The organism is Streptomyces sp. ADI95-17 (assembly GCF_003846175.1).
Classification (GTDB): Bacteria; Actinomycetota; Actinomycetes; order Streptomycetales; family Streptomycetaceae; genus Streptomyces; species Streptomyces sanglieri.
In genome coordinates this window covers 147,599-159,369 of the sequence record NZ_ML123049.1, presented here as the reverse complement: position 1 = coordinate 159,369, position 11,771 = coordinate 147,599, and the positions used below count along the sequence as shown (strand labels likewise).

11 protein-coding genes and 1 pseudogene are annotated in these 11,771 nt (G+C 70.6%); 4 read left to right on the top strand and 8 right to left on the bottom strand.

Features of this window, described 5'->3' with window-relative positions:
- Positions 1–44 precede the first annotated feature (44 nt).
- A complete protein-coding gene (locus EES42_RS27660; RefSeq protein ID WP_124721012.1) occupies positions 45–719 on the bottom strand; it encodes a GntR family transcriptional regulator in 675 nt (224 codons plus the stop codon).
- Between the two features lie 263 nt (positions 720–982).
- On the opposite strand from EES42_RS27660, the gene EES42_RS27655 reads away from it, so the two are divergent.
- Positions 983–1,651, top strand: a complete 669-nt coding sequence (locus EES42_RS27655; RefSeq protein ID WP_124721011.1) for a potassium channel family protein — start codon at positions 983–985, stop codon at positions 1,649–1,651.
- Positions 1,651–2,328, top strand: coding sequence for a potassium channel family protein (locus EES42_RS27650; protein WP_124721010.1), 678 nt, complete (start codon positions 1,651–1,653; stop codon positions 2,326–2,328). The genes EES42_RS27655 and EES42_RS27650 overlap by 1 nt, the downstream gene beginning before the upstream one ends.
- A gap of 89 nt (positions 2,329–2,417) precedes the next feature.
- On the opposite strand, the gene EES42_RS27645 is transcribed toward EES42_RS27650, so the two are convergent.
- The 5 genes from EES42_RS27645 to EES42_RS27625 form a co-directional block, all read right to left on the bottom strand.
- Positions 2,418–3,188 (bottom strand): DUF3159 domain-containing protein, encoded by a 771-nt coding sequence (locus tag EES42_RS27645; RefSeq protein ID WP_124721009.1) that lies wholly within the window; start codon positions 3,186–3,188, stop codon positions 2,418–2,420.
- Between the two features lie 3 nt (positions 3,189–3,191).
- Positions 3,192–3,608 carry an OB-fold nucleic acid binding domain-containing protein gene (locus EES42_RS27640; protein ID WP_164495335.1) on the bottom strand — a complete coding sequence of 139 codons (417 nt, stop codon included), beginning with the start codon at positions 3,606–3,608 and terminating at the stop codon, positions 3,192–3,194.
- A gap of 155 nt (positions 3,609–3,763) precedes the next feature.
- Positions 3,764–4,456, bottom strand: a complete 693-nt coding sequence (locus EES42_RS27635) for a response regulator (protein WP_124721532.1) — start codon at positions 4,454–4,456, stop codon at positions 3,764–3,766.
- 88 nt (positions 4,457–4,544) lie between these two features.
- Positions 4,545–7,088, bottom strand: a complete 2,544-nt coding sequence (locus EES42_RS27630; RefSeq protein ID WP_124721007.1) for an ATP-binding protein — start codon at positions 7,086–7,088, stop codon at positions 4,545–4,547.
- Between the two features lie 172 nt (positions 7,089–7,260).
- Positions 7,261–8,010, bottom strand: coding sequence for an ABC transporter ATP-binding protein (locus EES42_RS27625; protein WP_124721006.1), 750 nt, complete (start codon positions 8,008–8,010; stop codon positions 7,261–7,263).
- 263 nt (positions 8,011–8,273) lie between these two features.
- Here EES42_RS27625 and EES42_RS27620 point away from each other — a divergent pair, with 263 nt between their 5' ends.
- Positions 8,274–9,176, top strand: coding sequence for a M20/M25/M40 family metallo-hydrolase (locus EES42_RS27620; RefSeq protein ID WP_124721005.1), 903 nt, complete (start codon positions 8,274–8,276; stop codon positions 9,174–9,176).
- 22 nt (positions 9,177–9,198) lie between these two features.
- Entirely contained in the window at positions 9,199–10,629 is a 1,431-nt protein-coding gene (locus tag EES42_RS27615) for a M1 family metallopeptidase (RefSeq protein ID WP_124721004.1), read from the top strand.
- A 65-nt stretch (positions 10,630–10,694) separates the two neighbouring features.
- Here EES42_RS27615 and EES42_RS27610 read toward each other — a convergent pair whose 3' ends face one another.
- The gene (locus EES42_RS27610) at positions 10,695–11,357 is read right to left on the bottom strand and encodes a potassium-transporting ATPase subunit C (RefSeq protein ID WP_124721003.1); all 663 of its coding nucleotides are present in this window, start codon (positions 11,355–11,357) and stop codon (positions 10,695–10,697) included.
- Between the two features lie 23 nt (positions 11,358–11,380).
- Positions 11,381–11,771: pseudogene (locus tag EES42_RS46425) on the bottom strand (potassium-transporting ATPase subunit B); the annotation flags it as partial.

Here is an 11,771-nt window from a genome sequence, read left to right as displayed (position 1 = left end):
TGGGGTGGGGTGGGGTGAGCCAGCGGACGTTCGGGCCGCTCGGGCTACTCAGGCGGTTCGGCCTGCTCGGGCAGTTCGTCGGCCAGCTCTTCGAGCGCCCGCCAGATCTCGGCGGTGATCCGGACCCCCGCTTCGGCGTCGCGCGCCGCGCACGCCTCGATCAGCCGGTCGTGCAGCTCCGCGGAGCCGTGTGCGGAGCCGGCCGTACCGAACTGCCGCCACTCCAGGCGCCGGATCAACGGGGTGTAGCGCTCGACGGTGGCGGCCACGGCCCCGTTGCCGCAGGCGGCGACGAGTACGTCGTGGAGCCGGTCGTCGGCGCGCAGCGCCTCCGCCACGTCGCCACGGCCGGTCGCCTTCCGGAACCGTTCGTTGGCGGCGCGCATCACGGTGATGTCCGCGTCCGCGAGGTGGGGTACGGCGGTCCTGGCGGCCAGCTCCTGCATGGCTCGTACGACGGCCGCCGCGTCCCGGACGTCGCCCGGCACCAGCGGGGTCACCCGGGTGTAGCTCTGTGGCTTGGATTCGACCAGGCCCTCGCCGGCGAGCCGGGACAGCGCGTCGCGGACCGGGGCCCGGGAGAGCCCGAGGCGGTCGGCGAGGTCGGCGTCGCGGACGGGGGCACCGGGCGGGATGTCACCGCGGACGATGGCGTCGCGGATCGCTTCGTACGCGGTGTCCCGCAGCAGGGTCCGCCGGACGGGGCGCAGGGTCTCCATGAACTGACATGTTAGATGTCTGTGCGCTCCACACTCAAGGGTCCGCGTGCTCAAGGGTCCGTACGTCCGGTCTTCGCCGCCCTCCGCGCGGGGCACGGCGAAAGCCCACTCGGATGAGGCTTCGCACTCCGGGCCGCATAAGCTCATCCTGGGCAACGGGACACACCGTTGCCCCGTTGTTTGCCCGGCAAGCTGAGAAAGAAGTGTGAGCAGGGTGTTTTCGCAGGTCAGCCGGACAACCAGGACTGCGAGGTAGGCGCAAGGTGCACATCGTCATCATGGGCTGCGGGCGAGTAGGAGCCGCTCTCGCGCAGACCCTGGAGCAGCAGGGGCACACGGTCGCCGTCGTCGACCAGGACCCGACGGCGTTCCGTCGGCTCGGGTCCGGATTCGGCGGACGGCGCGTCACGGGTGTCGGCTTCGACCAGGACACCCTCCGCGAGGCGGGTATCGAGGAGGCCGGTGCGTTCGCCGCGGTGAGCAGCGGCGACAACTCGAACATCATCGCCGCCCGGGTGGCCCGCGAGATGTTCGGCATCGAGAATGTCGCGGCGCGGATCTACGACCCCCGGCGTGCCGAGGTCTACCAGCGTCTGGGCATCCCCACGGTCGCCACCGTGCGCTGGACCGCGGACCAGATGCTGCGGCGGCTGCTGCCTTCGGGCGCCGAGCCGCTGTGGCGGGATCCGAGCGGTGGTGTGCAGCTCGCGGAGGTGCACACCACGCCGTCCTGGATCGGTCACAAGATCAGCACGCTGCAGGAGGAGACGGGCGTCCGCGTGGCGTTCCTCACCCGGCTGGGCGAAGCCATACTGCCCACCTCGCAGACGGTGCTGCAGGAGGGCGACCTGGTCCACGTGATGATGCGTACGGACGAGATCGCGAAGGTCGAGGCGGCCTTCGCCGAGGGTCCTGAGGAGGGCGGTCACTGATGCGTGTCGCGATTGCCGGGGCCGGTGCGGTGGGCCGTTCCATCGCGGGCGAGTTGCTGGAGAACGGGCACGAGGTGCTGCTCGTCGACAAGGCGCCGACCGCCATCTCGGTGGAGCGGGTGCCGATGGCGGAGTGGCTGCTGGCGGACGCCTGCGAGATCACCTCGCTCGACGAGGCGGCGCTGCAGCGCTGCAGCGTCGTGATCGCCGCGACCGGCGACGACAAGGTGAACCTGGTCGTCTCGCTGCTCGCCAAGACGGAGTACGGCGTGCCGAGGGTCGTCGCCCGGGTCAACAACCCGAAGAACGAGTGGCTGTTCAACGAGGCCTGGGGCGTCGATGTGGCGGTCTCGACGCCGCGTCTGATGTCGGCCCTGGTCGAGGAGGCGGTGAGCGTCGGTGATCTGGTCCGGCTGCTGCGCTTCAGCCACGGCGACGCCAACCTGGTGGAGCTGACGCTGCCCCCGGAGTCGGCGCTGGCCGGCACCCAGGTCGGCGAAGTGGCCTGGCCCGAGGACACCTCGCTGGTCACCATCATCCGCGGGCAGCGGGTTCTGACGCCGAGCACCGAGGAGACCCTGGAGGCCGGCGACGAGCTGCTGTTCGTGGCCGCGCAGGCTCGCGAGGAGCAGCTGGAGGACCTGCTGTCGGTGCGCCGGGGCGACTCGGACGACTGAGGGCAGGGCGTACGTACGGGGAGGGCCCGGAACCGTGTGACTCGGTTCCGGGCCCTCCCCGTGGTTTCGGAGCGACCGCCTGCCGCTCCTCAGAACTCCTGGTTGCGCGCCGCGGCGGCTGCGGCGGCCTCGGCCGCCTTCCGGTCCTTCTCCGCCTGCTCCTCGGCCTCCATCTCGGCGAAGACGTCGATGGGCGGCGGCGCCTTGGCGAGGAAGACCCAGGTCAGATAGACCGCGAGGAGGAACGGGGGGATCTTGAGGGCGACCAGGACCCAGCCGAACTGGGTGGTGTCGGCCCACCAGTACAGCGGGAAGAGGATCGCGCACTTGGCGAGCAGGATCAGGCCCCAGGCGTAGCTGGCCTTGGCGTACGCCTTCCTGCGGCCGGGGTTCCTGGTGCGCCAGGAGAGGTTCTCCTTGAACACCGGCCCCAGGATCAGACCGATCAGCGGCAACCCGGCGAGGGTGGTGATCAGGTAGGCGAGGGCCAGACCGAGCGTGTAGAGCATGCCCGGCAGGTAGAAGTCCTTGGCGTTGCCCGTCATCTTGGCGAAGACCACGCCGAAGGCCACACCGAAGACGCCGCTGAAGGCGTGCTTGACGGTGTCCTTCCGGATGAGTCGGACGGCGACGAGGATCAGGGACACCGCCAGGGCCGCGATGGCCGAGCTGTTCAGATCCTTGTTGATCGTGAAGATGGTGACGAACAGCAGCCCGGGGACGACTGTCTCCACCATGCCCCGGACACCGCCGAACGCCTCGAAGAGCGCGGCCTCGGTGACCGCCTTCGCGTCGGTCGCCTCCTGATCGGTGCGGGTGGTGCTGTCCGTGTCGGACGTCGGCTTGTCGAGAGACGTCACCGGCTACTCCTTGCCGAGCGGTCGGAGTTCGTATTTGGGGTTGAACAGCACCCGGCGCCCGTGACTCATGGCGATCCGGCCCGAGGCGATGAGCTTGCGCCCCGGTTCTATGCCCACGATGGAGCGCCGGCCCAGCCAGACGACGTCCAGCGGAGCGGTGCCGTCGAAGAGCTCGGCCTCCAGGGCGGGCACTCCGGCGCGCGGCCGCAGGGTGACGGTCCGCAAGGTACCAGTCACCTTCACGATCTGGCGGTCGGTGCATTCGGAGATCCGTGTGCAGCCCGAGGCCTGCGAGTCCTCCTGGAGCTCCTCGGACTCAAGGTCCTCCTGCGAGGTGGACAGCCGGTCGAGCATCCGCCGGAAGCGGCCCGACGGCTTTTCCGCCTTGCCGGACTTGTCGGATCGAGGAACAGCACTCATACCCGAAGGGTACCGGTCCCGGCTGCTCCGAGCGGGTGTCCCCGGTCTCACTCGAACGGGTGACCGGGCATGGGTCCCGCAGGACGGCCCGGTCACCCTCGCGGATCGCGGTGGGCGGCCCGGCCGTCCTGCCGTCCGTCTGCCCCGCTGCCCGTTCAGCCGCGCTCGAAGCGGTACCCCATGCCCGGTTCGGTGACGAAGTGCCGGGGGTGCGAGGGGTCGGCCTCCAGCTTGCGCCGCAGCTGGGCCATGTAGACCCGCAGATAGTTGGTCTCGGTGCCGTACGAGGGCCCCCAGACCTCCTGGAGCAGCTGCTTCTGGCTGACCAGCCGGCCGCTGTTGCGGACCAGGACCTCCAGCAGGTGCCACTCGGTGGGGGTGAGCCGTACGTCGCGCCCCTCACGGTGGACCTTCTTCGCCGCCAGGTCGACGGTGAACCCCTCGGTCTCGACGATCACGATGTCGTCGGAGCCCTGCTGCCCGACGGGTTCGGCGCGGCGGACCGAGGCGCGCAGCCGGGCCAGCAGCTCGTCCATGCCGAACGGCTTGGTGACGTAGTCGTCCGCTCCGGCGTCCAGGGCCTCCACCTTCTCGTCGGAGGTGTGGCGGGCGGAGAGGACGAGGATCGGCACCCGGGTCCAGCCGCGCAGCCCCTTGATCACCTCGACGCCGTCCATGTCCGGCAGCCCGAGGTCGAGGACGACCACGTCGGGGTGACGGGCGGCGGCGAGCTGGAGGGCGGTGGCGCCGTCGGGCGCCGCGTCCACCTCGTACTTGCGCGCCTTCAGGTTGATCACGAGGGCGCGTACGATCTGCGGCTCGTCGTCGACCACAAGCACCCGGGTCATGGGGGCCCTGCCTTTCTGCTGTACGGCGATCTCCCGGGACGTGGCGGAGATCATGAGGTGATCCATGTGGCCGGGCGTTCCGCCCGGCTCATGAGGTGACCCGCGCGGGCAGGTCGGGGCTGACCGGAACGTACCCCGACGCCGCCTTGAGCGTCAGCACCATGGTGAGGCCGCCGCCGGGGGTGTCCTCGGCGTCCAGCGTGCCGCCCATGGACTCCACGAAACCGCGGGCCACGGCGAGGCCCAGTCCGACGCCGGCGCCGCGCGGGGCGTCGCCGTAGCGCTGGAAGGGCTCGAAGATGCGCTCCTTGGCGTCGTCGGGGACGCCGGGGCCGCGGTCGGCCACCCGTAGCTCGACGCGTTCGCCGAGTGCGCTGGCGGCCACCGTGACGCGTTCCGCGTAGCGGCTGTACTTCACGGCGTTCTCGACGATGTTGGCGACGGCCCGCTCCAGCAGCCCGGGGTCGACCTCGACCATCGGCAGGGTCTCGGGGATGTCCAGGTCGACGCTGTCCTCGGGGACACCGCCGAGCGCCATCGGGACCACCTCGTCGAGGTCGATCTCGCGGATCAGCGGGGTGACGGTGCCGGTCTGGAGCCTGGACATGTCCAGGAGGTTGCCCACCAGGTGATCGAGGCGGTCGGCGCCGTTCTCGATGCCCTCCAGGAGTTCCGCCTGGTCCTCGTCGGACCAGGCGACGTCGTCGGAGCGCAGCGAGCTGACGGCGGCCTTGATGGCGGCGAGCGGGGTACGCAGGTCGTGGCTGACGGCGGCGAGCAGCGCCGTCCTGATCCGGTTGCCCTCGGCGAGCCGCCGGGCCTCCTCCGCCTCGTCGACCAGGCGCTGCCGCTCCAGTACGACGGCGGCCTGCGCGGCGAACGCGCCGAGCACCCGGCGGTCCTCGGCGGGCAGCACCCGGCCGGAGAGGGCCAGCGCCATGTGGTCGCCGACGGGCATGTCCACATCGGCGTCCTCCGGCCGGGCCACCGGGCCCGGCCCGACGCTCCCGGCGCACGTCCACGGGTCGACGTCGCTCTCGCGTTCCAGCAGGGCGACGGACTCCATGCCGAAGGTCTCGCGGACCCGGTCCAGGAGCGCGTCCAGCGTCGTCTCGCCGCGCAGCACGCTGCCGGCCAGGAAGGAGAGGATCTCCGACTCGGCGCGCAGCCGGGCCGCCTGGTGGGTGCGGCGGGCCGCCAGGTCGACGACCGAGGCGACCGAGACCGCCACCGCGAAGAAGATCACGATGGCGACGAAGTTCTCCGGGTCCTGCACCGTCAGGGTGTGGGTGGGCGGGGTGAACCAGTAGTTCAGCAGCAGCGAGCCGGCGGCGGCCGACGCGAGGGCGGGCAGCAGTCCGCCGAGCAGGGCCGCGGCGACCGTCATGAAGAGGAAGAGCAGTACGTCGTTGGCGAGCCCGGGGCCGTTGCCCAGGCCGCTCAGGAGCAGCGTGAGGAGGGCCGGGCCGCCCACCCCGACCAGCCAGCCCCAGATGATCCGGACCCGGCCCAGGCGGGCACCGCGGGCGATGGGCAGGCCGCGCCCCTTGGCGACCTCTTCGTGGGTGACGATGTGGACGTCGAGGTCGGGCCCGGACTCCCGGGCGACGGTGGCGCCCACCCCGGGTCCGTAGATGTACTGCCAGGCCTTGCGGCGGCTGGAGCCGAGGACGATCTGCGTGGCGTTCACCCCACGGGCGAATTCGAGGAGCGCCGAGGGTATGTCGTCGCCGATGACGTGGTGGAACGTGCCGCCCAGGTCCTCCACGAGGGTGCGCTGGACGGTGAGTTCCTTGGGAGAGGCGGAGGTCAGCCCGTCGCTGCGGGCTATGTAGACGGCGAGGATCTCGCTGCCCGAGCCCTTGGCCGCCATCCGGGACGCGCGGCGGATGAGCGTACGGCCCTCGGGGCCGCCGGTGAGTCCGACGACGATGCGTTCGCGGGCCTGCCAGGTGGTGCGGATGTTGTGCTCGCCGCGGTACTGCTGGAGGTATTCGTCGACCCGGTCGGCGACCCAGAGCAGGGCCAGCTCGCGCAGGGCGGTCAGGTTGCCGGGGCGGAAGTAGTTGGAGAGGGAGGCGTCGATCCGGTCCGGCTTGTATATGTTGCCGTGGGCCATCCGGCGGCGCAGTGCCTGTGGCGACATGTCGACCAGTTCGAGCTGGTCGGCCCGGCGGACGACCTCGTCGGGCACGGTCTCGCGCTGTCGCACACCGGTTATCGCCTCGACGACGTCACCGAGCGACTCCAGGTGCTGGATGTTGACCGTGGACACCACGTCGATGCCGGCCTGGAGGAGTTCTTCGACGTCCTGCCAGCGTTTGGCGTTGCGGGAGCCCGGCACATTGGTGTGTGCCAGTTCGTCCACCAGGGCGACGGCGGGGGCGCGCTCCAGGACCGCGTCGACGTCCATCTCGGTGAAGACGGCGGAGCGGTACTCGATCTCGCGGCGCCGGACCTGTTCCAGGCCGTGCAGCATGACCTCGGTGCGCGGCCGGTCGTGGTGTTCCACGAAGGCGACGACGCAGTCGGTGCCGCGCTCCACGCGCCGATGGGCCTCGGAGAGCATCGCGTACGTCTTGCCGACGCCGGGTGCCGCACCCAGGTAGATCCGAAGCTTGCCGCGTGCCATGGCCCCATTGTCTTCTCTTGAACCCGGCTGCGTCCGATGCGGCAGCCGCTTCGAAGCTACCTCGCGAATTGTCGACAAATGGGACGGCGGGTGGAGCGGGGGACCGTATTGACAGGATTCTGACGCCGCGGACGGGCCACGGGCGCCCTTCGAAGTCCCCCGGTCCCGCCCGCTACGCGTGCTCGACGATGTGCCCGTCGCTCAGTTCGAGCACCCGGTCCGCCAGCCCCAGCAGCTGGGGGTCGTGCGTCGCCACCAGTGCGGTGACGCCCTCGCTCCGTACCACCGCGCGCAGCAGTTCCATCACCGCGAGCCCGGTCTCCGCGTCGAGCTGTCCGGTCGGCTCGTCCGCGATCAGCAGGGCGGGCCGGTTGGCGAGGGCGCGGGCGATGGCGACGCGCTGCTGCTGGCCCCCGGACAGCTCGCCGGGGCGCTGGGCGGCGTGATCCGCCAGGCCGACCAGGGAGAGCAGCAGCGCCACCCGGTCCTCGCGCTCGCGCGGGTCCGTCTTGCGCAGCCGCATGGGCACGCCGACGTTCTCCGCCGCGGTCAGGATCGGGATGAGGCCGAACGACTGGAAGATGAAGCCGATCCGGTCCCGGCGCAGTTCCAGGAGCCCGTCCTCGCCCAGCTCGGCGAGGTCCGTGCCGTCGACGGTGATCCGGCCGCCGTCGGGGCTGTCGAGTCCGCCGAGCAGGTTGAGGAGGGTCGTCTTGCCGGAGCCCGACCGGCCCTTGAGGGCGACCAGCTCGCCGCGCGGCACCTCGAAGGACACCCCGCGCAGCGCGTGCACGGCTCCGGCGCCGGAGCCGTACGAGCGGTGCAGGTCCTCGACCCGGACCATGGGACCGCCGGCGGGCTCCTCGGCGACCGCGGTGCCGCCCTGTCCGTCGATGCCCGTACGGCCGGTGCTCTCGCTCATGTCTCTCCCCGTAAACGTGCTCGGTCCCCGTAGGCCGCCAGTATGTGCAATGCGCACAGCGCTGGACAATGGCCGACGGCTGTCCGGCCTCCGGCCGGACGCCGGTGCGGCGGGTGTGCCGCACCGCCTCCCTGTCGAAGTGCTACCGCTTTCCGACAACTTCACGACAACTTTCTGACACCGGCCGACCAGCCTGGCCGACGTCCGGGCCGGCGGGGCGAGCGCCCCGTCCTGACCGTCCGGACCGTCTTGAAAGGGTGCGTATGACGTCACGCAGGAGCCTTCCCCGGCTGGCGGCCGCGGTTGTCGGGGTGTCCCTGACCCTGTCCGCGGTCCCCGCCGCCACCGCGGACACGCGGCTCCCCGCCGCCCCCACCGTCTCCGAGCAACAGGTCATGCCCCACCTGCGCGCCCTGCAGCGCATCGCGGACCGCAACGGCGGCAACCGCGCGCACGGCACGAAGGGGTACGCGGAGTCGGTGGCGTACGTGAAACGCGCCCTGGACCGCGCCGGATTCCGTACGAAACTGGTCCCCTTCACCCACAACGGCGCCACCGGCAACAGCCTGATCGCCGACTGGCCGGGCGGCGACCCGGACCATGTGCTGATGACCGGCGCCCACCTCGACAGCGTGAAGGAGGGGCCGGGGATCAACGACAACGGCTCCGGTTCGGCCGCGGTCCTGGCCACCGCCCTCCAGGTGGCGAAGACCGGCCTGAAGCCCGAACGGCATCTGCGGTTCGCGTGGTGGGGCGCCGAGGAGCCGGGGCTGATCGGCTCGGCGGAGTACGTCGGGAAGCTCTCCGCGGCCGAGCGCCGCAGGATCGACGTCTACCTCAACTTCGATCAGGCGGGCAGCAGGAACACCCGGCAGTGGCTCGTGATCCACGACGACGAGCACGGCGAGACCGAGGCCCAGCGGGCGTTCGAGGCGTGGTTCGCCGAGCGGTCCATCCCCACCTTCGACATCGGTGTCGGCGGCTCGGACCACGAGTCGTTCGGCAACGCGGGCATCCCGTCGTCCGGCTTCAGCACCGGCATCTCGGACTGCATCCACGAGGCGTGCGACGACCTGTCCAACGTGGATCCGAAGACGGAGCGGACCAGCACCGACGCCATCGTCGGCGTGCTGTGGAAGCTCGCCGCCACCACACCCCGGCACTGACCGCCACTCCCAGGAACGAGACATGTACAGACTCCTGAACCGACGCCGCAGGACCGTCGCCGCCCTGGTGGCCGCGGTCGTGAGCGGCTCCGTGCTGGCCACCGTCCCCGCCTCGGCCGCCATCGGCGGCCCCGGTCTCGGCGACCCGTACTTCCCCGACGACGGCAATTCCGGCTACGACGTCTCCCACTACGACGTCCGCGTCTCCTACGACCCGGCGCACACCGACCGGCTCGACGGCGACACCACCGTCACCGCCCGCGCCCTGACCCGCCTGGACCGGTTCAGCCTGGACCTCAAGGGCTTCACCGTGGCCTCGGTGAAGGTGAACGGCGCCCCGGCGAAGGCGTTCTCCCGGGCCGGCGCCCATGAGCTGGTCATCACCCCGGCCCGCCCGGTGGCGAAGGGCTCGACGTTCGAGGTCCGGGTGGAGTACGCGGGCCGCCCCGACCCCGAGGGCTGGCACACCCTGGAGACCGGCGGCGCGAACGTGGCGGGCGAACCGCACTCCGCGACCTCCTGGTACCCCTCCAACGACCACCCGTCCGACAAGGCCACCTTCGCCCTCACCGCGACGGTCCCCGACGGCTGGACGGCCATCGGCAACGGCCTGCCCGGCCCCGAGAGCGTCAAGGACGGCCGAAGGACCTTCCGCTGGTTCGAGGACAGGCCGATGGCCACCTACCTCAGCACGGTCGCCATCGACCGGTTCACCGTCCACCGCGGCCGGACCGCCGCCGGGACACCGGTCATCACGGCGTACAGCCCGGATGCCGTCATCGACGCCGAGGCGGAGGCCCAGCAGACGGAGATCCTGGACTTCCTGGCCGCGAAGTTCGGCCCGTACCCGTTCTCCTCCGCGGGTGCCATCGTCGTCGGGGCCTCGAAGGAGCCCAACGACGGCCCCCTCGCCCTGGAGACGCAGAGCCGCCCCACCTACGGCTCCATGCTCTTCGACGCCTCGATGGTCCATGAGAACACCCACCAGTGGTTCGGTGACAGCGTCTCGTTCAAGGACTGGCGGGACGGCTGCGTCGCCGAGTGCTTCGCCCAGTACGCGGGGCAGTTGTGGGAGGAGCACAAGGGCGCCGACCTGGACCAGGACTACTACCGCTCCGAGGTGGAGGAGTACCAAAACGACCCGTCGTTCTGGTCCGTCAAGCTCTACGACCCGGGACCGGGCAAGGAACTGGACGGGGCCCTGTACTTCAAGGGCTCGCTGATGCTGCACGCCCTGCGCCGCACGGTGGGCGACGAGGCGTTCTTCCGGACGCTGCGGACCTGGACCCGTGACCACGCGTACGGCAATGCCTCGTTCCGGCAGTTCGAGACGCTGGCGGCGAAGGTCTCGGGCAAGGACCTCAAGGGCTTCTTCGCGGCGTGGGCGGACGGCACGGTGATCCCGCCTCACAAGTACCTGTACCCGGGCACCCTGGGCACCCCGGCCCGGTGAACAGGTGTGGCGGGGCACCGGGGCCGGCCCCGGTGCCCCGCCACACGGGCCTGCTCAGACCACGCTCACTTCACCAACTGCTTGAGCGCGATGTTGAGCTGGAGGACATTGACCCTCGGCTCCCCCACGAAGCCCAGGATCCGGCCGTCCGTGTGCTGTTCGACGAGCTTCTCCACCCGGTCGACGGAGAGGTGGTTCCGCTCGGCCACCCGGCGCACCTGGAGCTGTGCGTACGCCGGGGAGATGGCCGGGTCCAGGCCGGAGCCGGAAGAGGTGACGGCATCGGCCGGCACGTCCGAGGGGCTGACCGGGTGGCCGGGGACGGAGTTGTCCTTGACCACGGCGGCCTTCGCCGTCCTCACCCAGTCGATCAGCTCCTTGCTGTCGCCGGAGCGGTTGGTCGCGCCGGAGAGGATCAGCTTGTACTGGGTGTTGACGCTGTTGGTGCCCAGACCGTTGGAGGGGCGCGGCTGGAACCACTTGAGGTCCGGGGCCGCGGTCTCCTGCCCCTTCTTCAGCGGCAGGTCGTAGCGCTGGCCGATGAGTTCGGAGCCGACGACCTTGCCGTTCGCGGATATCTCGGAGCCATTGGCCTGGTGGGGGAAGACGCCCTGGGCGACGCCGGTGACGGCGAGCGGGTAGAGCACGCCGCAGACGACGGTGAGGACGAGCAGGGCCCGCAGCCCGGCCCAGAGCAGCCGGGCGGTGTTTCCTACGGAGTTGTTCATGGCAGGTCAGCCGATTCCTAGATTCAGTTCAGCCCGGGTACGAGGGAGATGACCATGTCGATGATCTTGATGCCGATGAACGGGGCGACCAGGCCGCCGAGTCCGTAGATCCCGAGGTTGCGCCGGAGCATCGAGTCGGCGCTGCTGGGCCGGTAGCGCACGCCCTTCAGGGCGAGCGGCACCAGCGCGACGATGATCAGCGCGTTGAAGACGACGGCCGACAGGATCGCGGACTGGGGCGAGGACAGCTGCATGATGTTCAGCTTGTCCAGGCCGGGATAGACCACCGCGAACATCGCGGGGATGATCGCGAAGTACTTCGCGACGTCGTTGGCGATCGAGAACGTCGTCAGCGCACCGCGGGTGATGAGCAGCTGCTTGCCGATCTCGACGATCTCGATCAGCTTCGTGGGG

Bases quoted from the DNA above. Each gene is read 5' to 3' on its own strand.
- EES42_RS27660 (WP_124721012.1), bottom strand. From the start codon at position 719: ATGGAGACCCTGCGCCCCGTCCGGCGGACCCTGCTGCGGGACACCGCG.
- EES42_RS27650 (WP_124721010.1), top strand. From the start codon at position 1,651: ATGCGTGTCGCGATTGCCGGGGCCGGTGCGGTGGGCCGTTCCATCGCG.
- EES42_RS27640 (WP_164495335.1), bottom strand. From the start codon at position 3,608: ATGAGTGCTGTTCCTCGATCCGACAAGTCCGGCAAGGCGGAAAAGCCG.
- EES42_RS27635 (WP_124721532.1), bottom strand. From the start codon at position 4,456: ATGACCCGGGTGCTTGTGGTCGACGACGAGCCGCAGATCGTACGCGCC.
- EES42_RS27630 (WP_124721007.1), bottom strand. From the start codon at position 7,088: ATGGCACGCGGCAAGCTTCGGATCTACCTGGGTGCGGCACCCGGCGTC.
- EES42_RS27625 (WP_124721006.1), bottom strand. From the start codon at position 8,010: ATGAGCGAGAGCACCGGCCGTACGGGCATCGACGGACAGGGCGGCACC.
- EES42_RS27620 (WP_124721005.1), top strand. From the start codon at position 8,274: ATGACGTCACGCAGGAGCCTTCCCCGGCTGGCGGCCGCGGTTGTCGGG.
- EES42_RS27615 (WP_124721004.1), top strand. From the start codon at position 9,199: ATGTACAGACTCCTGAACCGACGCCGCAGGACCGTCGCCGCCCTGGTG.
- EES42_RS27610 (WP_124721003.1), bottom strand. From the start codon at position 11,357: ATGAACAACTCCGTAGGAAACACCGCCCGGCTGCTCTGGGCCGGGCTG.